A 22,997-nucleotide genomic window follows, 5' to 3' on the forward strand; every position below is an offset into this window, starting at 1 on the left:
TTGCTCCTGCTGCCATGTCTCGCCGTCGATCCATTGATCGCACTGTCTCTGAAGGTCGGTTCCGACGAGACTCCACCGATCAAAGCTATCGCTCGGAAAGGGCTCACCGTCATTGGCATACCGATGACAGACGCAGCAGCAGCAGCAGAGACGCCCGGTTCCAAAGTGAGCTCGACCGGGATTTCGCCGCCATGAAACGCGTCTGGCAGATGCTTCGCTACGGGGCGATCCGAATGATTGGCGAAGTTGGACGTCAATACTGAGTCCGCGAAAGGCAGCCTTCTAGGGCTCCGCCGGGCGGATGAGATGTAGCCACAGTCACCAATTCGTCCATCCCATTTGAAATAAACAGTCAGCTGGGGAAATTGTTCAATCCACTACCGACAGACCCCTGACAAGCCTCTTAACTGCTGCAAAAGCGCTCACCTTCTTTTTGAAGCGCAGGTCATCTTGACCCTTTGATTGATCTACAGCAATTCATGATCAATCATTTGCCCCTCGCTGAACAAGATCATGACGATTAGCTCTCCTTCCAGGCCTTATCTGGATGGCAAGAAGCTTAATAAGATTGAACAGAACAAGTCGGCCAAAGATGGCCTGCTGGTTGGTAGTGAAATTGAGAAGTTTGCGGAAATGGGCTGGGAGCAGGTTGATGAAACCGATCTTCAACTGCGCTTGAAATGGTATGGAATGTTTTGGCGTCCAAAAACGCCAGGCAAATTCATGCTGCGCCTGCGGGTTCCCAACGGTGTACTCTCTGCCCAACAGTTACGCGTTATCGGCTCCATTGTTGAACGCTATGGCGAAAACGGCAGCTGCGATATCACCACCAGGCAGAACTTGCAACTGAGAGGAGTGCTTCTTGGCGACCTGCCGGAAATCCTCAAGCGGCTTGAAGAAGCTGATCTGAGTACGATCCAGTCGGGTTTTGATAATCCCCGCAATGTCACCGGAAACCCAATTGCTGGAATTGATCCACAGGAAATCCTCGATACCAGACCTTACACAGATGAACTGGAAAACTTTTTAACCAATCACCGCAAAGGCAATCCTGAATACTCCAATCTACCCAGAAAGTGGAATACGGCAGTTGCCGGTGCAAAAGACAATTTCCTTCTTCACAACGACATTGCCTTCCATCCGGTCGAAAAAGATGGCGTAATGGGTTTCGGTGTGTGGATTGGTGGCATTCTTTCATCGCAGATGAATGCCTACGCCATCCCCCTGAATGCCTGGGTCAAGCCAGATGAAATTTGTCGACTGACCGATACGGTGATTCGCCTCTGGAGAGATAACGGAGAGCGCAACAAACGCCCGAAAGGTCGATTCAGAATGTATCTCGATGAAGTTGGCCACGACAACTTCCGCAAGCAGGTTGAAGAACAGTTCGGACCGTTAACACCCGACCCCGGGTCTGTCTTTGACACCACACCCCGATCGCACTACGGCATTCACCCGCAGAAACAGGAAGGGTTGGTCTTTGCTGGGCTCCACGTTCCGGTTGGTCGCCTGACAGCGCAGGATCTTCATGATCTGGCCACGGCGAGCATCAGCTACGGAAGTGGAGAAGTGCGGCTCACTGAGGATCAGAATGTGATCATTGTTGGACTACCGCAAGCACAGGTCGAAGCGTTTGAAAACGATCCCCTGCTCGAACGATTTCCGCTCAAGCCTGGTGCGATTTCGGCTGGCACCGTGTCATGCACAGGAAGCACCTATTGCGGATTCGCACTGACCAACACCAAAGATCAAGCCTTGGCCGCTGCCAAAGAGCTCGATCAGGAGCTTGATCTGCCAGAAGAACTGAAAATTCACTGGACAGGTTGCCCCAACAGCTGCGGGCAGGCCTACATGGGTGCAATCGGCCTGACAGGCGCCAAAGCCAAGAACAGTGAGGGCAAAACAGATGATGGCTACACGATGACCCTTGGTGGATCACAGGGACCCAATCCAACGGTGGGTGAATTGCATCAGAAGGCCATTCCCGCCGAAAACATTAAAGAGGTTCTGCGCGACGTGCTGATTGAACGGTTCGGTGCCAAACCACGAACCAAAAGTTGAAACAGGTGCAGAGATCAGTCGTTTTGCCGTGTTGGTGCTGACTTTTTGAGGCCATCACAGCCAAACCAATCATTCAACAAATTTACATCGTTATTTGTATGTCTAGCAACAGCGATTTTTTCTCAAGACTGGTCAACTGGTTTTCGAAAGCTGGTCAAGACAAACAACCGATTTCACGGGCTGCGCATCAGCAGGATGCGTTTTCCAGATTCATGAACAAGATCAGCGGCTAACTGTTGATCTCAGGACTCGATCAACTGCTTCATTTCTTCTTAACCGCATTGAACTCATGAGTGTGACTGCTTCACAGATGGACTACGTCCTACCCAATGAACTTGTCGACGGCATGATCGGCGCCGGCGGCAAAAAATCCACCGTCAGCGTCAAAAACCTCTTGCTCAGGGGATTTTATTCGGGAGCGATCCTTGGCCTGGCCGTGATCCTTGCACTCACAGTAGGGCTCAAAAGTGGACAACCATGGTTGGGCTCGCTGCTCTTCCCATTCGGTTTCGCCAGCATTGTCTTGTTTGGCATGGAGTTGGTCACAGGCAACTTTGCTCTTCTGCCAATGGCCACCTGGGCAGGGAAAAGCACCTGGAGTGCAACCTTTCGAAACTGGGGTTGGGTTTGGCTCGGCAACTGGATCGGAACTGCAGTTGTGGCAGTTCTGATGGCAATCAGCCTGACCAGCGGAGGAACTGTTGATCCTGCATCAGCTGCTGAAGGTGGAGGAATGTGGCAACAGGTGGCAGCAAAAATCATCGCGTTGAATAAAACCAACGTTGTTGCCAAATATGAGAATCTTCAGTCGATGGGATTCTTCCTGGCCATTATTCGAGGTCTGATCGCCAACTGGCTGGTGTGCCTCGGTGTGACCATGGCCCTGGTCAGTAAAAGTGTGCCTGGAAAGATTCTGGCTTGCTGGCTACCCATTACAGCGTTCCAATCAATGGGGATGGAGCACATTGTGGTCAACCAGTTTCTGCACACCGCCGGGCCAATCCTCGGATCTGGAGTTCCCTTCTGGAAATGCATTTTCTGGAACTTCCTGCCCGTCACCATTGGCAACATCATTGGCGGCATGGTGTTCATCGGCATGCTCTTCTACAGCACCCACCGCACCAACATCGGAAACGTGCTGCCAAGTGAACATGATGACAAACTGGAACGCGAACTGGCCGCTGAGCTTGGCGCCCGTTGATTGACATCTGTGTCTTTACCCGAGAATGAAGCCGTTCTCTGGGAACGGCTTTCAAAATCACGACGTGCTCCATTGGAGCCCGAGTGGCTGGGGGAGGTTTACTCTCCCAGCTTTTCAGTTGAGCTTCGCCGTGCACTCTGCGAAAAACTTGGAATGCTGGCTGAACAAGGCTGGCCAATCATTGAACGATTGATTCAGCAGAATGGAGCACTCCCTGATCTTGTTCTGGCCGCCGGACTGTGCCACCAGCAAGGAGCAAGGGACTGGCTGCTTGATCAACTGAAAAACAGCTCCGAATTCGCTGAAGTCAACCTCTGCATCCTTGAGGCATTGTCTTGCTGGGGTGCAGATGTTCCAGAACATGTGGTGAAGGAGTGTTTGCATCACCCCGGACAACATCATCGCTTGGCGGGCTTGCAGTTAGTTGGTTTCCGCGCCCACAGCCTGAGCGACGAGGAATTACTCGTGTTGTGTGCTGAACCCCTCAACGATTTCAGGGATCCAGTGGTGATCGCGGCGATTCGGGTGTTGCAACGCAGGGATGGGGCAGCGATCAGTGAACGCCTATCGAATCTGTGCAAAACCGGATCCGACCATGTCGCTGCCGCTGCGTTCCGGGCCCTGGGCTGCATCGCAACTCCGATCAGTCAACGTTGCCTGAAAGAGCTCAGTCAAACCCTCAGTAGTGAATCACGCAAACAATTGGCCTGCCAACAGCTGCAACAGCAATTTCGAAGCTGAGCAAACAAAAGCCCGACACCAGTCGGGCTTGAAAGGTTGATGACACTTCTTCGATAAAAATCAGAAAGTGGAATTACCACTTTTTGTATGGAAGGAACTTTCCGCACATCGTAATCTGTACACGTTCACCCTTCGGATCTTCAATTTTGTCAACATCCAGGGTGAAATCGATAGCACTCATAATTCCATCTCCAAACTTTTCCTGAATCACATCCTTCAGCGGCATGCCATACACCTGCATGATCTCGTAAAAGCGATAGATCAGGGGATCGGTTGGGATCACGGGCTCCAGGCTGCCTTTGGTCGGAAACTCCTGAATCGCAGCTGTGATTGCAGGGTCCAACGACAACAGGGACGCCAGCTTCTCCGCCTCATCAGCAGAGGCTGTGGCCTGTCCATAGAACAGAGACGCAATCCAGACCTCATCGAGCCCAAGAGCTGCCTCAAGATCCGCGAAACTCATCCCTTTCGCTTTTTTGGCAGCCATCAACGAAGCGGTCAATGTGCTCGGCGATGGGGCCGCCAGTGATGGCGTGGACATGGACGAAACAGTCATAAAAAATACTGAAATCCAGACGAGACTGTCGCGTCTTGCACCAGAAAACAGCTACAGAGACAACCAAAACAGAAACCCATTTTGGATGCATTAACTACATCTCGATGGATCCAGAACTGCTCTATTGGATTCACTGAACGTGTGATTGATGAACACTTTTTTTCGCACACTCGCCACACTGCTGAATCGCCAGAATCACAACTCAGACGTCAAAACAAGTCTGGTGCTAGAGCGGCTGTATTACGCCGATGGTCGCCATAACCCCAGCCACCCTCAACATGGACGCTTCGAAGGGCTCTCGATGCTTGCGTGAAGCGATCGGTAGCAATCGCTACCCCTGAAAGTGACCTCTCTGCAGAACACTGCATGAAGCGTTGGTTTGGCCCTTGACAAGCACTGTCTGCAACGGCCGCGAACGCTTCAAACAGCATCTCCGCAAAGTCGGGAGCGGCGAACACACCAGCAAAGGCTTGAGTCGAGAGGAAGCTGCAGATGCTTTGGCACTCATGCTCAGGGAGGAGGCCACGCCGGCACAGATTGGTGCTTTCCTGATTGCTCATCGCATTCGCCGGCCGGAGCCCCAGGAGCTCACCGGCATGCTCGACACCTATCGATTGTTGGGGCCCGTTGTTCACAGCCCTCCGGCTCAGAGAAGACCGCTCTGCTTTGGCATGCCATTTGACGGTCGGACCAGAACGGCGCCCATCTACCCACTCACCAGCCTGGTTCTGGTGGCATGCGGTCAACCGGTCGTCCTGCAGGGAGGTGACCGCATGCCGATCAAATACGGCATCACAGCCCTCGATCTGTTCCGCCTTCTGGATCTGAATCTGGGTGGACTGCCCCTGAGCGCTGTTCAGGAAGGGTTCAACACACATGGCTTCGCACTCATCCATCAACCGGATCATTTCGCCATCGCCGAAACGCTGATTGATTACCGCGAGCAGCTGGGTAAACGGCCTCCCGTGGCCAGCCTCGAGCTTCTGTGGACAGCCCACCAGGGAAATCACCTTCTTGTGAGTGGATTTGTGCACCCACCAACCGAAAGCCGGGCCTGGGAAGCACTCAGGCTTGCAGGCGAAACCGACCTGCTCACTGTGAAAGGCCTGGAAGGAGGAACAGACCTTCCCATCGGTCGGGCCTGCATCACAGCCCGAGTCCGCGATGGACGGGCTGAACGTCTGATCCTTCACCCCCGCGATCATGGATGCCACAACGCAGACCTGGAATGGTCGTCGGAAAGCACCTGGAAGAGCCAGGCTTTCGAAGCGCTCAGAAACCGTGGTCCCCTGAGCGAAGCCCTGCGCTGGAACGCAGGTGCCTATCTCTGGAACGCTGGCCTGAGCGACAATCTCGACTCGGGCATTGCGATGGCCACCACCGCGCTCGAGCAAGGTCGAGCACTGGATCAGCTTGATCAGCTGCGCTGCTTGCCCAGTGCTTTGTGCATCCTGTAGCGCTCAAAGGGCACTCCAGCAATCGTGATCGTTTCCGGAGCAACGAGGCTCCAGCCATAGCGCTCAAACAACGGACGACTGAACTGACTGGCTTCGGTGCGCAGAGATCTGACGCCGTCAACGATCGCATCAGCTTCAAGTCTCTCCAGGAGCGCTTTGCCATGGCCCTGACGTGCCGCACGGCCCCGGCAATAGAGAAGAGCAAGTCGATCCATCGGATAACGCATCGCAAAAGCGGCATCCTCACCACTGATCCAGCCCGAGCCCTGCTTCAGGGTTTGATCCAGCACACCCGGCAACCAGGCGAGTGCTGCCCAGGACTTCACCTGCTGATCCGAATACAGCTGTGGGGCCTGACTCTCGATGGCATCGGCATAGATCTCCCTGAGAAGGATCTCGTCCGCTGGAAGGATCAAACGCAGGGCCATGGCCGATGCCTATGGGAATGTGAGTCTCACCTGCCCAGCGGCTGCCTTGCAGCGACCACGCATTCCAACCCTGCTCAGCGCCTTTCTGACGCTGCTCAATGACCGACTCAGCGAAAGCATTTTTCTGCCGTTACTGCCTTTTCTGCTCGAGGACTTCAGCAGCGATGGCAGCACGGTGGGACTTCTCTCAGGCACCTACGCACTCTCACAGTTCGCCGTTGCTCCCTTGATCGGCGCCCTCAGTGACCGCTTCGGGCGTAAACCGGTCATCAGTCTCTGCGTGTTTGGCTCGGTCATCGGAATGGGCCTGTTCGCCACCACCCTGACCCTGCCCTGGCAGGAATTCTTACCAGGGGCCGCTGCTGCAGGCCTGCCTCTCGCGATGTTGTTTCTGGCGCGAATCATTGATGGAGCCAGCGGGGGCACAGCCGCCACAGCCACGGCTGTCTTGGCAGACATCACCACACCGGAAAACCGTGCCAAAGCCTTCGGCCTCATTGGCGTGGCTTTCGGTCTCGGGTTTGTCCTGGGTCCTGGTCTTGGTGGAGTGCTTGGAGATATCAACCGCATCCTTCCCGCCTGGGCTGCAACAGCCTTTGCAGTCACTAACTTGATCGTTGTGCTGGGACTCCTTCCCGAAACCCATCCGATGCAGGCCCGCAAACAACTGCCCCGCAGACGCGAGCTCAACCCAATCACCCTGCTTGCACGTGTCTTTGCCAAGCCAGAGGTGCGTCGCCTCTCGATCGCTTTCTTTGGCTTCTTTATGGCCTTCAACGGTTTCACAACGGTTCTGGTGCTGTATCTGCGCAAAAGTTTCAACTGGACTGAGGGCATGGCAGGAGCCGCATTCGCCCTGGTCGGAGTCATCGCAATGGTGGTTCAGGGAGGATTGATAGGCCCACTGGTGAAACGCTTCGGAGAGCTCCGCCTGACCCTTGTCGGTCTTGGACTTCTGACGTCCGGATGCCTGTTGGTGCCCTTAGCAACTCCTAACAACTCAGTTCCAGTGGTTTACACCGCAGTGTCGTTGCTCGCACTGGGCACCGGACTTGTGAGCCCCTGCTTGCGAGCCCTGGTCTCACGTCAACTCGGCAGCGATGGCCAGGGATCAGCCCTGGGCGGTCTACAGGGTCTGCAAAGCCTTGGAACATTTCTGGGCGCCTCCGCCGCTGGCTTCAGTTACGACCGCGTTGGGGTCACCAGTCCCTTCTGGTTCGGCAGTGTGATGTTGCTCGGAGTTGCCTTGCTTGTTGCTGGCAGTCTTCGTGGTGGACCTCAGGCAAAGCAGATCTGAAAATCCGGAGCGTCCTGCAGTTGCAAGGTGATTGCTACCTTGCGGCCAACAGCTTTCGCACCCACCTCTCTTCTGTGATGGCAGAGCGTTCCCTGGATCCTGATCACTACATCAACCGGGAACTCAGTTGGATCGCCTTCAACGAACGCGTGCTGATTCAGGCCCTGGATGAGCGCACCCCTCTTTTGGAGCAGGCGAAATTCAGCGCCATTTTCAGCAACAACCTCGATGAATTTTTCATGGTGAGGGTGGCCTCCCTCAAGGCTCAGGTGGAAGCGGGCATTGAGAAGCGCAGCGAGGATGGCCGCACGCCGCTGGAACAGCTACAGGCCATACGAAACCACCTCACACCTCTTCTGGAACGCCAGCAGGAGCATTACCGCAGTCAACTCAGGCGTGAACTGCTTCACCATGGCGCCCATCTACTCGACTACAAACAGCTCAACGAACGCCAACGACTCTGGGTAGACAACTACTTCCAAACAGCAATCTTTCCAGTGCTGACACCTCTGGCAGTGGATCCCGCTCACCCCTTCCCTTTCGTGAGCAACCTCAGCCTGAATGTCGCAGCTCTTATTGATGACCCGGACACCGGACAGCGTCTGCTCGCCCGGGTGAAGGTACCTCAGACAATCCTGCCCCGATTCGTCGCCATCCCGGTCGATCTCGCAGACGAGGAATCAGAGACTGTGCACACGGCCGTTCCTCTCGAGCAGGTGGTGGCCTTCAACCTCGGCCTTCTCTTCCCAGGCATGAGCATCGAGGGGCACTATTTCTTCCGCGTCACCAGGGATGCGGATCTGGAACTGCGCGACCTCGAAGCTGATGATCTGATGATCGCCATTGAGCAAGGGCTGCGCAAGCGACGCATGGGTGGCGAAGTGGTGCGACTCGAGGTTGCTGATGGAATGCCGCAGGACGTCATCGAGATGCTGATGGATGGCATGTCCGTTGAGGAAGCGGATCTCTACAGAGTTGATGGACCTCTGGGCCTCGACGATCTGTTCGGGCTGATGGGAATTCCATTGCCCCGACTCAAGAACGAGTCCCACTCAGGTCAGACACCTCCGGTTCTGCGTCGGGCCCAGCGCAACATGCTCGAAGACGGCTCCATCAAAGAAGAGGAATTCGAAAGCATTTTCTCGGTGGTCCGACGCCGCGATGTGCTTCTGCATCACCCCTATGACCTCTTCTCAACGTCTGTGGAGGAATTCATCAACCAGGCCGCCGATGACCCGCTGGTGATGGGGATCAAGATGACTCTTTATCGCACCTCCAAGGATTCACCAATCATCGCCGCGTTGATCCGTGCAGCGGAAAACGGCAAGCAGGTGATGGCGCTGGTGGAACTCAAGGCACGCTTCGATGAAGACAACAACATCCAGTGGGCCAAACACCTTGAGAGCTCAGGAGTGCATGTCGTCTATGGGGTTCTGGGCCTGAAAACCCACACTAAGATCGTGCTGGTGGTGCGCAAGGAAAAGGAACGTCTGCGCAGTTATGTCCATATCGGCACTGGTAACTACAACTCGAAGACATCACGTCTCTACACCGATCTTGGCCTGCTTTCGGCACGACCGGAACTCGGCCAGGATCTCGTTGAATTGTTCAATTACCTCACAGGATTCTCCAAACAGCAGGAATTCCGAAAGCTGCTGGTGGCGCCCGTTTCACTTCGTAAAGGCATGGAACACCTGATTCGCCGTGAGATCGAGCATGCGCAGAACGGACGTGGCGGCCATATCCGGGCCAAGATGAACTCACTGGTGGATCCAGGCATCATCACGCTGCTGTACGAAGCCTCACAGGCAGGCGTGCAAATCGAACTGGTCGTCCGGGGCATGTGCTGTCTGTACCCGGGGCGTGAAGGCGTGAGCGACAACATCAGCGTGGTGAGCATCATCGGACGCTTTCTCGAACACTCACGCCTGTTCTGGTTCGCCAATCACGACAAACCCGAGGTTTACATCGGCAGCGCTGATTGGATGCCCAGAAATCTGGACAGGCGCGTGGAAGCTGTGACACCAGTTGAAGAACCTGCACTTCGGGAGCAACTGGAACGGTTGATGCAGATCTATCTCGATGACAACCGTGGATTATTCGATATGCAATCCGATGGATCCTTCATTCAGCGCCATCCAGAAGGAGAGGAACGTAATTCTCAGCTGAACCTGATTCAAACCTGGAGAAAAGGACTGTCAACGAAAAACTGAACCGCTTGGACCCGTGTTCATCGATACAGTCAAATTGTGCTTTTTGTCTTTATTTCACATTCGATCCACGAGACTTAACACTGCATCATTGATTCGTAAAAACTTTCGATTTAGATAGCTCACTCTTTGGCTCAGGTGCTAAATTTTTCTCAAATCTAATTTTCAGGAGGCCAGGGTGATGGGGATCCCTCTGGAATCTGAAGAAGTAACTCAAAAAGTTGCTTCATCAGAGCCTGTCTTGCCGACCACAGGTCGTCGTGACAGCAGTGCACGTTCACGCTCAACTTCAAGTCGCTCAACACGTCAAAACAGTCGCCTGACGACCGATTCAATCGGTTACTACCTGAGCAGCATCGGACGTGTTCCATTGCTTACTGCGGCCGAAGAAATCGAGCTCGCACACCACGTGCAAGCCATGAAGGAGTTGCTTGAGACTGCTGAAGAGGAACGCACTCCCAGGCAACGCCACCGCATCCGCATGGGCAAACGGGCCCGGGATCGCATGATGGCAGCCAACCTTCGCCTGGTTGTGAGTGTTGCCAAGAAATATCAGAACCAGGGCCTTGAATTGCTCGATCTCGTGCAGGAAGGAGCCATCGGCCTGGAGCGGGCCGTTGACAAGTTCGATCCGGCGATGGGCTACAAGTTTTCGACTTATGCCTACTGGTGGATTCGCCAGGGGATGACTCGCGCGATTGACAACAGCGCGCGGACCATTCGCCTGCCGATTCACATCAGCGAAAAGCTCTCCAAGATGCGCCGCATCACGCGTGAACTGTCCCACCGCTTCGGTCGTCAGCCGAATCGACTGGAACTGGCCAGTGCGATGGGCATCGAACCACGCGATCTTGAAGACCTGATCGCCCAGAGCGCTCCATGCGCATCTCTGGATGCCCACGCCCGTGGTGAAGAAGATCGCAGCACGCTCGGTGAACTGATCCCAGACCCCAATGGCGCTGAGCCAATGGAGGGAATGGATCGCAGCATTCAGAAGGAGCACCTGAGCGGATGGCTCTCTCAGCTGAATGAACGTGAGCAAAAAATTCTCAAATTGCGCTTCGGACTTGATGGGGCCGAGCCACTGACACTGGCTGAAATCGGTCGTCAGATCAATGTGTCGAGGGAGCGGGTGAGGCAGCTGGAAGCCAAGGCCATTCTGAAATTACGTGTCATGACCAACCATCAGCAGGCGGCCTGAGTTTTTGCTCTCATCTCTGTTGATCATCGGCACCTGGATGCTGCTGGTGATCTCAGCAGCTTTGATCTGTCGAAAACGTTGGCCTGAGCAACAGGAACTCAGTCGCAAGATCGTCCACATCGGCACCGGTCCGATTGTGGTTCTGGCCTGGTGGCTTGCAATCCCAGCATTTGTTGCTGTGCCGGTGGCCATCGCCGTGACAGTGATCACGGCGGTCAATCACCGCTTGCAACTTCTGCCAGCTGTTGAGGATGTGGATCGCAACAGCTACGGAACCGTGGCGTATGGACTCGCCATCAGCCTGTTGCTGCTCCTGTTCTGGCCTGAACAGGCTGTTGCGGTCTGCGCCGGGGTGCTGGTGATGGCCTTCGCCGATGGGTTGGCGGGGCTTGTTGGCCGTGGTATGGCATCGCCCAGCTGGACCATTTGGCAACAGCGGAAATCAGTAGCGGGCACCATCACCATGGCCTTGGTCACCGCATTGGTGTTGCTTTTGCTGGTGCTGCTCAGTCAGAGTCCCTTGCATCCGCTGCGTCTGATCGCGGTCTGTGCTCTGGCCGTCGGCCTGGAGCAATTCGGCCGCTGGGGAATCGACAACCTCACTGTGCCGATTGCCGTTGGGTTGTGCTGGGCGTGGATGACCGTCTAACAAACCACGGCCGACCTCAAGGCTCAAGCCACGGGAATCTCAGATGCAGGAGTGCCAGCCAATTTCACGGATTCGGCCAGTTCAGCCAGCAACTCAGCCGTTGCTTCAATACTGATGCAGGCATCTGTGACGCTCTGTCCATAAGTGAGTGAAGAGCGATCAGCACTGATCTTCTGATTGCCTTCGACCAAGTGGCTTTCCAACATCACACCCATCACATGGGTTGATCCCTTCTGCACTTGCGCGGCCACCGCCCTGAGCACCTCGCCCTGACGGCGATAGTCCTTATTGGAATTGGCATGACTGCAATCGACCATCAGTCGGTCCGGAAGGCCCGCTCTAGCCAGTTCAGCGGATGCTTCCTGAATCGCCTCCAAGTGGTAGTTGCTGCCGCTGTTGCCGCCCCTCAACACCAGATGGCCATAGGGATTGCCAGTTGTGCTCACGATGGAGGCATGCCCCTCACAGTTGATCCCCAGAAAATGATGGGGGCTGGAGGCTGACTGCATCGCATTGATGGCGATAGTGGCACTGCCGTCGGTCCCGTTCTTGTAGCCGACGGGCATGGACAGGCCCGAGGCCATCTCGCGGTGGGTCTGACTTTCGGTGGTGCGGGCACCGATGGCTGTCCAGCTGATCAGGTCGGCGATGTATTGCGGAACCACTGGATCGAGGAGTTCCGTTGCCGTGGGCATGCCCTCCCTGGCGAGATCAAGGAGCAATGAACGCGCCAGACGCAATCCGGTGTTGATGTCGTACGAACCATCGAGGTGGGGATCATTGATCAAACCTTTCCAACCCACGGTCGTTCGAGGCTTCTCGAAGTAAACCCGCATCACCACCTCCAGTTCCCTCGCGTGTCGGGATCTCAAAGGAGCGAGTTGACGGGCGTAATCAAGGGCTGCATCCACATCGTGAACCGAACAGGGCCCGACGATCACCAGCAAGCGATGGTCCTTGCCCCGAAGAATGGACTGGATGCGGTTTCTGGCGGTGGCCACGGTGTCAGTGGCCCTGGCATCGGTGGGGAGATCCCTGTGCAGCAAGGCCGGGGGAACCAGTGGCCGGGTGTCCACCACATGCAGATCGTGAGTGGTGGTCATGCCTCGTGCCATGAATGATCTCAGGTTACGCAAGCTTCTTCATGGCGCATGACGCCGGCAGGGAACGGTGACGCAGGAGAATGAAGTGCGTTTGACGTTCCTGCGCCGATTCCGATGCTGAGCACCTACCGCGAGAACGCCGCAGAACGCCTGGCCCAGGGGATCCCAGCGCTGCCACTCGATGCCGGCCAGACCAAAGCGCTCACGGAACTGCTGCAGGACCCGCCTGCCGGAGAAGAAGAGGAACTGCTGTATCTGCTGAGTGAACGCATCCCACCTGGGGTGGATGAAGCGGCCTATGTCAAGGCAACCTGGCTGAGTGCGGTTGCTCAGGGCGAGGCAAGCAGCCCACTGGTCTCCCCCCTGGAAGCGATCCGCCTGCTGGGAACGATGGTGGGTGGATACAACGTGGCAGCCCTGATTGAGCTGCTCAAACACAGCGATGAAGAACTTGCCGCCTGTGCCGCGGAGGGCCTGAGCCGCACCCTGCTCGTTTATGACGCCTTCAACGAACTGATGGAGCTGGCTGGAGACAACCGCTTTGCCAAACAGGTCGTGGACAGCTGGGCCGCAGCGGAGTGGTTCACAACCAAACCTGAGCTGGCTGAATCCATCACCGTGACCGTTTTCAAGGTTGAAGGTGAAACCAACACAGATGATCTGTCTCCGGCAACTCATGCCACGACCCGTCCGGACATTCCCATGCATGCCCTGGCGATGCTGGAAACCCGAGACCCCGATGGTCTTCAGACCATCACAACGCTGAAACAAGGTGAGCATCCCGTTGTCTATGTGGGAGATGTTGTCGGCACAGGAAGCTCCCGCAAAAGCGCGATCAACTCGGTGCTCTGGCACACGGGGGAAGACATTCCGCATGTACCCAACAAACGGGCCGGAGGAGTGATCCTGGGGGGAAAGATCGCCCCAATCTTTTTCAACACCGCGGAAGACTCTGGCGCGCTGCCCATCGAATGTGATGTCACCGGGTTGAACACCGGGGATGTGATCACCATCCGGCCCTACGAAGGCACAATTGAACGGGATGGCGACGTGGTGAGTCGTTTCGAACTCAAACCCTCAACAATCAGTGATGAGGTGCGCGCCGGTGGTCGCATCCCTCTGATGATCGGTCGGGCTCTCACCGACAAGGTGCGCGCCAAGCTTGGTTTGCCGCCCTCCGAACTGTTCATCCGCCCCAGTGCTCCGGAAGACACCGGCAAGGGATTCACCCTGGCTCAGAAAATGGTGGGCAAGGCCTGCGGCCTCAGGGGGGTGAGACCCGGCACCAGTTGCGAACCACTGATGACCACAGTCGGATCTCAGGACACGACCGGGCCGATGACCCGCGATGAAATGAAGGAGTTGGCCTGCCTGGGCTTCTCCTCCGATCTGGTGATGCAGAGCTTCTGCCACACCGCTGCCTATCCCAAACCTGTGGATCTTCAGACCCAGAAGGACCTGCCCGATTTCTTTGCCCAGCGCGGCGGCGTCGCGCTGCGACCCGGCGATGGCATCATCCACAGCTGGCTGAACCGGATGCTGCTGCCCGACACTGTTGGCACCGGCGGTGACAGTCACACCCGCTTTCCGCTAGGCATCTCCTTCCCGGCCGGGTCAGGCCTGGTGGCCTTCGCCGCGGCCATCGGTGCCATGCCCCTGGACATGCCCGAGTCGGTCCTGGTCCGATTCAGCGGATCTCTGCAACCGGGCGTGACCCTGCGCGATGTGGTGAACGCCATCCCCTGGGTTGCCATTCAGCGAGGCCTGCTGACCGTTGAGAAAGCCAACAAGAAGAATCTGTTCAATGGCCGGATCATGGAGATCGAGGGTCTTCCTGATCTGAAGCTCGAACAGGCCTTTGAACTCACCGACGCCAGCGCCGAGCGTTCCTGCGCCGGCTGCACGATCAAGCTCTCCGAGGCAACGGTGGGTGAATACCTGCGCAGCAACGTGGCCCTGCTCAAGAACATGATCGCCCGCGGATACAGCGATGCCCGGACCCTGGCCCGCCGCATCAAGGAGATGGAGGTCTGGCTGTCCAACCCCCAGCTGCTCAGCGCTGATGCCGATGCCGAGTACGCCGAGGTGCTGGAGATCAACCTTGACGAACTCACGGAACCCGTATTGGCCTGCCCGAACGATCCCGACAATGTGAAACTGCTCAGCGAGGTCGCTGGGGCTCCGGTGCAGGAGGTGTTCATCGGCTCCTGCATGACCAACATCGGCCATTACCGGGCCGCGGCCAAGGTGCTTGAGGGAGCCGGTGAGAACAAAGCCCGCCTCTGGGTCTGCCCTCCCACCCGCATGGACGAAGAGACCCTCAAGGCGGAGGGCTATTACGCCACCTTCGAAGCGGCAGGCTCTCGCATGGAGATGCCGGGCTGCTCCCTTTGCATGGGCAACCAGGCCAGAGTGGAAGACGACACCACCGTGTTCTCCACCAGCACCCGAAACTTCAACAATCGCCTGGGCAAAGGCGCCCAGGTGTACCTCGGCAGCGCCGAACTGGCAGCGGTCTGTGCACAGCTGGGTCGGATCCCCACAGCTGACGAATACCGCAGCATCGCCTCCGAAAAAATCGATCCCCTCTCCGACGAGCTCTACAGGTATCTGAATTTCGACCAGATCAGCGGCTTCGAGGATCAGGGCAGGGTGGTCAGTGCAGATGAGGAGGCCCAGGTGCTCGCCGGGGCGTGATCCCGCGCCGGCAATGCAATGGTTGTTCTGAGTGAACTGAAACAACGCCGCCACCAGCTTGGCTCCAGCCGCAGCATCAGACGACTGCTGGAACGGCGCTGGTGGGTTGTGGTGCTGGCACTGATGCTCACCGGCCTGGGCGCTGCCCTAACCGGTGTGCTGTTCAAGGCGGGCATCAAAGTCTTGAGTGGCTGGCGACTGGAACTGCTGGCGGATCTACCGGCCTGGGCTGTTCTGCCTGGACTGGGAGCCCTGGGCGGCCTGATCTCAGGTCTGATGGTGGCCTATCTGGCCCCAGCCGCTGGCGGCTCAGGAATCACACACATCATGGGGTTTCTGAAACACCGGGCGGTGCCCATGGGGCTTCAGGTGGGCCTGGTGAAGCTGGTGGCTGGGATCGTGGCCATCGGCAGCGGCTTCCCACTGGGTCCGGAAGGACCCGCAGTTCAGATGGGAGGCTCGGTGGCATGGCAGATGGCGCGCTGGCTGAAAGCACCTGTGGCCTTTCGCCGCATGATTGTGGCCGCTGGCGGCGGAGCCGGAATCGCAGCAGTGTTCAGTGCTCCCATTGGAGGCTTCGTCTACGCCGTCGAAGAATTGCTGCACTCCGCCAGACCGGTGGTGTTGCTGCTGGTGATTGTCACCACCTTCTGGGCCGATGCCTGGGCAGACGTTCTGGGTCTGGCAGGCCTCAATTCCAGTGGAGGAGGCCTCGATGCCACGCAGGGATTCCAGCTGGAACGGGAATACACACCACTGGTGAACTTCCTGCCGATCGATCTTGGCTATCTGATCGGGCTCGGCGTCGTGGTTGGAGTGCTGGCGGAGCTCTACTGCCGCTACGTGCTCGCCATGCAACGCAAGGGCAATGCCTGGTTCGGCGATCACCTGGTACTGCGCATGGTGATCAGTGGTGGTGTGCTGGGCGGTGTCTATGCCTTTCTGCCTGAGGATTTTCACAACCTTGAAGGGCTGCAGCACCTGATCGCTGATGGCAAGGCCGATATCCCAATGGCGCTTGGCACCTTCATCGTGCTTTTCTTCAGCACCGGTCTGGCTGCTGCGTCGGGAGCTCCAGGCGGGCTCTTCTATCCGATGCTCACCCTTGGAGGTGCCATCGGCCTGGCCTGCGGAATCTGGGTGGAAGCGCTCACCGGACACGTGCCCAGCACCTATGTCTTCGCCGGCATGGGTGCCTTCGTGGCCAGCTGTTCCCGCACACCGATCACAGCCATGTTCCTGGCCTTTGCACTCACCAAGGATCTGTTGATCCTCAAGCCGATCCTGGTGGCCTGCCTGGCCAGCTTCCTCGTGGCACGCCTGTTTGATGACCGCTCGATTTATGAGCGCCAGCTGGGCATGGAGCTTTTGGAGGAGGATCACCTGGAAGCCCGCAGAGAACGACGGGGTGGCATTCACCACGCCTGGGAGGGATCGATTCGGCGCAGAAAGTTCGATCCTCCTAAACCACCACCACCTCCCAAGGACAAAACCAAAAAACCTGATTCCTAGCAGCTCCCTTCATTCCATGGCCACGACGGTCAACCGATGTCTGCGAATTGTCCACTGCCTGAGGGTGGGCAATTCTTCACTGGGCGGAGCGACACCATTGATGGCATCGGCTGGAGCCTCTGAATCCTTGATCCTTCAGGATGAACATCTGAAGCTAAGGCTCTCCTGAACCAGGAAACGCTGCTGTTTGATCCGGCTGTGCCGGAAACCGGAGCCCTGCGTGCGGTGATGGCCTTTCCCAGCACCTACACGGTGGGGATCACCAGCCTTGGCTATCAGATCGTTTGGGCCACCCTGGCCATGCGGTCTGACCTGGATGTACGGCGCCTGTTCACCGATCAGAGCGATCCGCCGCATCGGCAGTGCGATCTGTTCGGACTCTCCCTCAGCTGGGAACTGGACGGACCGGTGCTGCTGGATCTGCTGGAGCAGCAACGGATTCCGATCTGGAGCGAGCAGCGCTCGGATCAGGATCCGATCGTGTTTGGTGGCGGTCCTGTATTGACTGCAAACCCCGAACCTCTGGCTCCCTTTTTCGATGTGATCCTGCTGGGCGACGGCGAAGAACTGCTGCCCAGCTTCATCGACACTCTCCAGGAAGTCCGAACTGAATCACGATCCGTACGACTGCGGCGGTTGGCTCAGGTTCCTGGGATTTACGTGCCATCGCTGTACGCACCCAGCTACTGCAATGACGGTTGTCTGCAAAGCATCGACCCGATCGAAGCAGATCTGCCAGCAACGATCAGCAAGCAAACCTGGCGTGGCAACAGCCTCAGCCATTCAACGGTGATCACACCCGAATCGGCCTGGCCTGATATCCACATGGTGGAGGTGGTGCGCAGCTGCCCGGAACTGTGCCGTTTCTGCCTGGCCAGTTATCTCACCCTTCCCTTCCGCACTCCGTCTCTGGACGACGGTCTGATCCCTGCTGTCGAGAAAGGTCTGGTGGCAACGCGCAGGTTGGGACTCCTGGGTGCCTCAGTCACTCAGCATCCACAGTTCGCAGACCTGCTCAGCTGGCTTGGTCACGACCGCTTTGAGGACGTTCGCGTCAGTGTGAGTTCGGTGCGGGCAGCCACCGTGACGACTGAGCTTGCAAGCGGATTGGCCAGACGGGGCAGCAAATCACTCACGATCGCCATCGAAAGCGGCAGCGAACGCATGCGCAAGGTGGTGAACAAAAAGCTGAGCAACGAGGAGATCAGTGCCGCTGCGCGCCATTCCAAAGAAGGTGGGCTGCATGCCCTCAAGCTCTACGGGATGGTGGGGCTTCCCAGTGAGCAGGAAGCGGATGTGGAATCAACTGCGGATCTGCTGCTCCAACTCAAGAAGACCACCCCTGGCCTGCGTTTCACACTGGGCGTGAGCACCTTTGTTCCCAAAGCTCAGACACCCTTCCAATGGCAGGGCGTGAGGCCTGAAGCCGACAAACGCCTCAAACGCCTGGCCAAACGCCTGAAACCGAAGGGAATTGATCTGAGACCGGAAAGTTATGGCTGGAGTGTGATCCAGGCTCTGCTCTCTCGCAGTGACCGCCGTCTGGCTCCGGTCATCGCCGCAGTCCGAGGATCACAGGAAAGCCTCGGAGGCTGGAAGAAGGCCTACCGCAGCAGCAGAGCTGGCGAATTGCCGGGGGCCAGAAGCGGTGGGGTGGATCTGCCTTTACCCCCGCCATGGGAGCAGGTGGTGCACGACAACTGGGATGAAGCCGTCGTGCTCCCCTGGGACCATCTCAACGGCCCCCTGGGACGAGAAACATTGCTCAAGCACCAGAGCCTTTCTCTGGCTGGAGCCGCGCCGACAGTTCAGGACTAAAGGACGCTCTCACACCCGCCAGCAGAATCCAGCCGGCAATGTTCAGACGGCTGTCAAAAAAGGGCAGATCAGTGCCATGCAGAATGATCAGCACCAACAGTGCCGTCCACCAGGCCCGGTCGAACAGACCGGACAGTCCCCGGCGCAGGCTCACCACCAAGAGGGCCAAGACAAAACCCACCAAGAGCACTGCCACAGGTAGACCATGACCAATCGCCAGCTCCAGCGGCAGATTGTGAGCATGGCCATGCCACTGACCGGTGCGCAGTGGATAGATCACTGAAAACGCTGCGGCTCCCCAACCAAGCCATGGCCTTTCACCAATCAATTGCAACGCAACGTTCCATTGACTGAGGCGCGTGGAAGCGAGGACCCTTTCTCCCCCGTACTGACTGTCGTTGAGTCGAGCCCAGAGACTTTCAGGCACCAGAGTCCGGGCAGGATCCTGGAGCATGGGCGACACCCCGGGAAGCACGGACAACAGCACCGGCAGAAGCGCGAGTACCAACAGAGGAATCAACCAGGGCCAGCTGGGCGGACCCAGAACGAGTGGGACCACCAGCACCAGTGAACCCCAACCATTGCGGGATTCCGTGAGCACCAGCGCAACCACCAGCAGCACAGCCAGGACCACCACCACGACACGGCGCCAGCGATTCAACCCCTGCTGCACAAGAGCCGCCAGGGTCAGTGGCCAAACCATGGACAACCAGGCGGAGGCGATGTTGGCGTAATCAAACAGACCGGAAAGACGCCCATCAGGGCGGCCACCGGCTGCCATGAACCACACGATCAATCCACCCAGCAGCTGCCAGGGTCCCTGCCATCCCCACCAGATCTGACCCAGACCGGTCACCACCACAGGCACACTGCCTGCCACCAACCAAAGGGCGGAGCGGCGCCGGGCCTCGCCACTCATCACGTAGGGCTGAAAACCCCAGAAGCCCCAGAAAAAAGGCAGCCAGTTGGCCAGACCCACCCAGGCGAGTCCCTGGTCATAGGCCCCAAAGCAACCCAGAATCATCAGGCCAGAAGCCAGCAGCAGCGGGGCATTCCAGGGGTCACGCCAACAGGAGCGTTCACGCCCGGCGCAACCGAACAACAGTGCTGGGAACAGCAGCAGACTGCCCAGCAGAGCTGACGACGGCAGCAGAAACAGGCCGAGCTGAAAGCAGCGCCAACCACGCGCAGACGCAAGGGAGGGTCGACCCTGATCCAGCCAAACCATCACGCGAACACTGCCGTACGGCCTCGATAGACCATCACCTGTCGGCACAGATGAAGGCGCAGCGCCCTGGCCAGAGCGAGTCGCTCTGTGTCACGACCCTTTCGGATCAGGTCCTGCACCTCATCGCGATGGCTCACATGGGCGATCGTCTGCTCGATGATCGGGCCGTCATCCAGTTCTTCAGTGACGTAATGGGACGTCGCACCGATCAGTTTCACACCCCGTTCCCAGGCACGGTGATACGGCTGTGCGCCCTTGAAGGCGGGCAGAAATGAGTGATGGATATTGATCACGTTGGGAAATTGCCGGAGGAAGGTCCCGCTGAGTACCTGCATGTACTTGGCGAGCACTGCAAGCTCCACCCGATGTTCGATCAGCAGCTCAAGAATGGTTTGCTCAGCTTCAGCCTTGGTCTCGCGGGTCACGGGCACATGAATAAAAGGAACCCCGAACTCCTTGCAGCTCCTTTCCAGATCAGGGTGATTGGCAATCACGATGGGAACCTGCATCGGCAGTTCCCCGCTGCGGGCACGCCAGAGCAAATCAAGCAGGCAATGACTCTGTTTACTCACCAGAATCGCCACACGGGGATGATCGTCGGAGAAGTGCAGCTGAGCCTCACCCCCTAGCCGTTGTGCCAGAGACTCCGCTGCTGATGGAATCGCCTGACGCGGCAGACCGAAGCCCTCCAGATCCCACTCAATCCTGCTGAGAAACAGACCGGCACCGGAATCGGTGTGGTGATCGGCATGACGGATATTCCCGCCGTTCGCAGCCACCCAGCCGGCGAGTTCACTCACGAGTGCCGGACGATCCGGACAGATCAGCTGAAGGATGACCGAAGCGGAAGACAAGGATGTCAGAGAGATGACAACGTTGATTCTGCGCCGGGGCGTGCCGTCGTCTCAGCGAAGATGCAGATTCAAATCCCTGGATGTGGCCTGTCGGATCCGAGCACGGATGGTTGGTAGTCCAAGACGTTCATGGGCTGCAACCCTGTGACAGCCGTTGAACCCCCAGAGCTGACCATCCACCTCCAGCAGATCAATCGGTTCACGCAATCCCTCCTGGCGAATGGAGGCCATCAGGGCTTGCACCTTGTCTTCGTCGAGGAATCGCTGCAGAGGTCTGCGGACGGAAGCCAGCGGCACCTTGTCCACCCTCATGAGCGCACACTTGTAACGACAAAAGACCAGTTGAATTTAGGTGGCGGTTAAAGTCGCCACCACTCTTGTGAACTCCGATGCTGAGCGCCCTGCGCCGCGTGGCTGCCTTCTGCCTCTGCCTCGCCCTCTGTTTCGGCCTCGCAGCTTGTGATGGCAGCGCCAATGCCAAGCCTGCCACCATCAGCCCAGAGGATATGGCAGTGATCCGCCGCCAGGTGGAAGGGTTCACGGCTGCCAGGGAACGGCTGCCTGAACTGGCCAAGCTCGTCGACGAACGCGACTGGACCTTCACTCGCAACCTGATCCACGGCCCCATGCAGGAAGTGGGCAGAGAAATGCTGTACATCAATCAACGGCTGCTTCCTCAGGACCGAGCAGAAGCCAACAAATTGGCAACGTCCCTGAAGGACGCCATGGCTGATCTCGATGAAGCCGCTCGTCTGCAGGACGGCGCCAAACTTCAGAAGTCCTACGACGATCTTGAAGCTGACTTCGCCAGTTACGCCGCCGTCATTCCAGAGCAGGCCCTGAGCTGATCGCATCCATCGCCGTCATTGGTGCCGGGGTCACCGGCACTGGCACCGCCTGGCAACTTGCCGAGCGAGGGCACAGTGTTTTGCTGGCGGACCCATCACTGGCGAAGCCGATTCCAGAAAGGCCAGCTGACCGTGATCTGAATGGCAGCACCGCATCATTAGGCGTGCTGATGGGCCACGCTTTCCGACGTTCGAGCGGCAGGGCCTGGAGGCTGCGCCAACGCAGCATGGCGCTGTGGCCAGCATGGATTGAACAACTGAATCATCCAGAGTCACCTCTGCAGCTGGAAACACCGCTGATCCAGCTCGCTGGCAGTGCCGAAGAAGCCCAGCGGATGCAACAGCTTGTGGATGCCAGACCCGTTTCAGGTCTGCAGTTCATCGCCAGCAACATGCTTGATAAGGCTGATCCGGTTTGGCCCCAGGCGGGTCACGGGGCAATGCTCTCCGAACGTGATGGGCGGGTCGATCCTCTGCAGCTGTTGAAGGCCCTGAAGCGGAGCCTGATTGAACACAACGTGGAGCGACGAGCAACAGATGTCGTGGAACTGCAACGCCCTGACAGCAAACCTCGGTGCAAGTGGCGCCTCATCACCGCAGAAGGACGGAACGAAGAGGTGGATCTGGTGGTGATCTGTTCTGCTTTGGGCAGCGCCAAATTGCTGCAGAACCTTGGGCATCAACGTCCCATGGATGCCGTGCTCGGACAGGTGCTTGAGCTGCAGCTCAACAAGTCAGCCAAACAATGGACAGGGTGGCCAGCAGTGCTCACCTGCGGCGGCATCAATCTGATTCCGCAGGGACAGGATCGCCTGTGGATCGGAGCCACGCTGGAACCTGGCACGAAAGCGGATCCCGCAGCCATCGAGACCATGAAACGGTTAAATGACCTAGCCCCGGCATGGCTGGAAAACTCCCAACTGCTCGGCCAATGGCATGGCTTGCGTGCACGGCCACGAGACAGACCTGCCCCTCTACTGGAAGAGCTCGAACCTGGACTGCTGCTGGCGTCAGGGCACTACCGCAACGGCGTCTTGCTGGCACCCGCAACCGCTGAATGGGTTGGACAACACGTTGATAAAGAAACGATAACCAGCCCTTAAATCCTGTCTCCTCGCATTGCAATAAGTTCAATT

The 22,997-nt window shown here is 57.5% G+C and carries 22 protein-coding genes; 16 read left to right on the forward strand and 6 right to left on the reverse strand.

The annotated features are described in order from the left end of the window. The first annotated feature begins 14 nt into the window (after window positions 1-14). The 4 genes from SIB73_RS12325 (at window position 15) to SIB73_RS12340 (ending at window position 4,003) form a co-directional block, all read left to right on the forward strand. Complete coding sequence (locus SIB73_RS12325) at window positions 15-263, forward strand: hypothetical protein (protein ID WP_413404713.1); 249 nt, start codon at window positions 15-17, stop codon at window positions 261-263. 250 nt (window positions 264-513) lie between these two features. Further along, window positions 514-2,061, forward strand: a complete 1,548-nt coding sequence (locus SIB73_RS12330; RefSeq protein WP_413404711.1) for a ferredoxin--nitrite reductase — start codon at window positions 514-516, stop codon at window positions 2,059-2,061. Between the two features lie 310 nt (window positions 2,062-2,371). Then, on the forward strand, window positions 2,372-3,262 hold the full coding sequence (locus SIB73_RS12335; RefSeq protein WP_413406201.1) for a formate/nitrite transporter family protein: 891 nt from the start codon (window positions 2,372-2,374) through the stop codon (window positions 3,260-3,262). A gap of 9 nt (window positions 3,263-3,271) precedes the next feature. After that, window positions 3,272-4,003, forward strand: coding sequence for a HEAT repeat domain-containing protein (locus SIB73_RS12340; protein ID WP_413404709.1), 732 nt, complete (start codon window positions 3,272-3,274; stop codon window positions 4,001-4,003). Window positions 4,004-4,076: 73 nt separating this feature from the next. Here the strand turns inward: SIB73_RS12340 and cynS are convergent, their stop codons facing one another. Then, complete coding sequence (cynS, locus tag SIB73_RS12345; RefSeq protein ID WP_413406199.1) at window positions 4,077-4,529, reverse strand: cyanase; 453 nt, start codon at window positions 4,527-4,529, stop codon at window positions 4,077-4,079. A 178-nt stretch (window positions 4,530-4,707) separates the two neighbouring features. Here cynS and SIB73_RS12350 point away from each other — a divergent pair, with 178 nt between their 5' ends. Beyond that, the gene (locus SIB73_RS12350; RefSeq protein ID WP_413404707.1) at window positions 4,708-4,872 is read left to right on the forward strand and encodes a cyanate hydratase; all 165 of its coding nucleotides are present in this window, start codon (window positions 4,708-4,710) and stop codon (window positions 4,870-4,872) included. A gap of 73 nt (window positions 4,873-4,945) precedes the next feature. After that, entirely contained in the window at window positions 4,946-6,016 is a 1,071-nt protein-coding gene (locus SIB73_RS12355; protein ID WP_413404705.1) for an anthranilate phosphoribosyltransferase family protein, read from the forward strand. Here SIB73_RS12355 and SIB73_RS12360 read toward each other — a convergent pair. Further along, complete coding sequence (locus tag SIB73_RS12360) at window positions 5,977-6,444, reverse strand: N-acetyltransferase family protein (protein WP_413404703.1); 468 nt, start codon at window positions 6,442-6,444, stop codon at window positions 5,977-5,979. The genes SIB73_RS12355 and SIB73_RS12360 overlap by 40 nt on opposite strands. Here SIB73_RS12360 and SIB73_RS12365 point away from each other — a divergent pair. The 4 genes from SIB73_RS12365 (at window position 6,443) to SIB73_RS12380 (ending at window position 11,801) form a co-directional block, all read left to right on the forward strand. Then, a complete protein-coding gene (locus tag SIB73_RS12365; RefSeq protein WP_413404701.1) occupies window positions 6,443-7,741 on the forward strand; it encodes an MFS transporter in 1,299 nt (432 codons plus the stop codon). The genes SIB73_RS12360 and SIB73_RS12365 overlap by 2 nt on opposite strands. Before the next feature lie 77 nt (window positions 7,742-7,818). Continuing rightward, window positions 7,819-9,954, forward strand: a complete 2,136-nt coding sequence (gene ppk1, locus SIB73_RS12370; protein WP_413404699.1) for a polyphosphate kinase 1 — start codon at window positions 7,819-7,821, stop codon at window positions 9,952-9,954. A gap of 178 nt (window positions 9,955-10,132) precedes the next feature. Beyond that, window positions 10,133-11,152 (forward strand): RpoD/SigA family RNA polymerase sigma factor, encoded by a 1,020-nt coding sequence (locus SIB73_RS12375; RefSeq protein WP_413404697.1) that lies wholly within the window; start codon window positions 10,133-10,135, stop codon window positions 11,150-11,152. A gap of 4 nt (window positions 11,153-11,156) precedes the next feature. Next, window positions 11,157-11,801, forward strand: coding sequence for a diacylglycerol/polyprenol kinase family protein (locus tag SIB73_RS12380; protein ID WP_413404695.1), 645 nt, complete (start codon window positions 11,157-11,159; stop codon window positions 11,799-11,801). 23 nt (window positions 11,802-11,824) lie between these two features. Here SIB73_RS12380 and SIB73_RS12385 read toward each other — a convergent pair whose 3' ends face one another. Beyond that, window positions 11,825-12,904, reverse strand: a complete 1,080-nt coding sequence (locus SIB73_RS12385; protein WP_413404693.1) for a 3-deoxy-7-phosphoheptulonate synthase — start codon at window positions 12,902-12,904, stop codon at window positions 11,825-11,827. Window positions 12,905-13,018: 114 nt separating this feature from the next. Here SIB73_RS12385 and acnB point away from each other — a divergent pair, with 114 nt between their 5' ends. The 4 genes from acnB to SIB73_RS12405 are packed head-to-tail and all read left to right on the forward strand — an operon-like array spanning window position 13,019 to window position 18,931. After that, window positions 13,019-15,601 carry a bifunctional aconitate hydratase 2/2-methylisocitrate dehydratase gene (gene acnB, locus SIB73_RS12390; RefSeq protein WP_413404691.1) on the forward strand — a complete coding sequence of 861 codons (2,583 nt, stop codon included), beginning with the start codon at window positions 13,019-13,021 and terminating at the stop codon, window positions 15,599-15,601. Between the two features lie 18 nt (window positions 15,602-15,619). Then, a complete protein-coding gene (locus SIB73_RS12395) occupies window positions 15,620-17,113 on the forward strand; it encodes a ClC family H(+)/Cl(-) exchange transporter (protein WP_413404689.1) in 1,494 nt (497 codons plus the stop codon). 16 nt (window positions 17,114-17,129) lie between these two features. Next, a complete protein-coding gene (locus tag SIB73_RS12400; protein ID WP_413404687.1) occupies window positions 17,130-17,282 on the forward strand; it encodes a hypothetical protein in 153 nt (50 codons plus the stop codon). Window positions 17,283-17,341: 59 nt separating this feature from the next. Further along, on the forward strand, window positions 17,342-18,931 hold the full coding sequence (locus SIB73_RS12405; protein ID WP_413406197.1) for a B12-binding domain-containing radical SAM protein: 1,590 nt from the start codon (window positions 17,342-17,344) through the stop codon (window positions 18,929-18,931). Here the strand turns inward: SIB73_RS12405 and SIB73_RS12410 are convergent. Genes SIB73_RS12410 through SIB73_RS12420 form a run of 3 tightly spaced genes read right to left on the reverse strand, consistent with a single transcriptional unit; the run spans window position 18,879 to window position 21,325 of the window. Continuing rightward, window positions 18,879-20,159, reverse strand: coding sequence for an O-antigen ligase family protein (locus SIB73_RS12410; protein ID WP_413406195.1), 1,281 nt, complete (start codon window positions 20,157-20,159; stop codon window positions 18,879-18,881). The two genes, SIB73_RS12405 and SIB73_RS12410, sit on opposite strands and share 53 nt — an antisense overlap. After that, window positions 20,159-21,013: a formyltetrahydrofolate deformylase gene (purU, locus tag SIB73_RS12415; RefSeq protein WP_413404685.1), complete on the reverse strand. Its 855-nt coding sequence runs from the start codon at window positions 21,011-21,013 to the stop codon at window positions 20,159-20,161. Before purU ends, SIB73_RS12410 begins: the two co-directional genes overlap by 1 nt. A 51-nt stretch (window positions 21,014-21,064) precedes the next feature. Next, window positions 21,065-21,325 (reverse strand): sulfiredoxin, encoded by a 261-nt coding sequence (locus SIB73_RS12420; protein WP_413404683.1) that lies wholly within the window; start codon window positions 21,323-21,325, stop codon window positions 21,065-21,067. A 77-nt stretch (window positions 21,326-21,402) separates the two neighbouring features. On the opposite strand from SIB73_RS12420, the gene psbQ reads away from it, so the two are divergent. Next, the gene (gene psbQ / locus SIB73_RS12425) at window positions 21,403-21,861 is read left to right on the forward strand and encodes a photosystem II protein PsbQ (RefSeq protein WP_413404681.1); all 459 of its coding nucleotides are present in this window, start codon (window positions 21,403-21,405) and stop codon (window positions 21,859-21,861) included. A gap of 17 nt (window positions 21,862-21,878) precedes the next feature. Continuing rightward, on the forward strand, window positions 21,879-22,964 hold the full coding sequence (locus SIB73_RS12430; RefSeq protein WP_413439794.1) for an NAD(P)/FAD-dependent oxidoreductase: 1,086 nt from the start codon (window positions 21,879-21,881) through the stop codon (window positions 22,962-22,964). Window positions 22,965-22,997 lie beyond the last annotated feature (33 nt).

The organism is Synechococcus sp. MIT S9509 (genome assembly GCF_047303035.1).
Taxonomy (GTDB): Bacteria; Cyanobacteriota; Cyanobacteriia; order PCC-6307; family Cyanobiaceae; genus Synechococcus_C.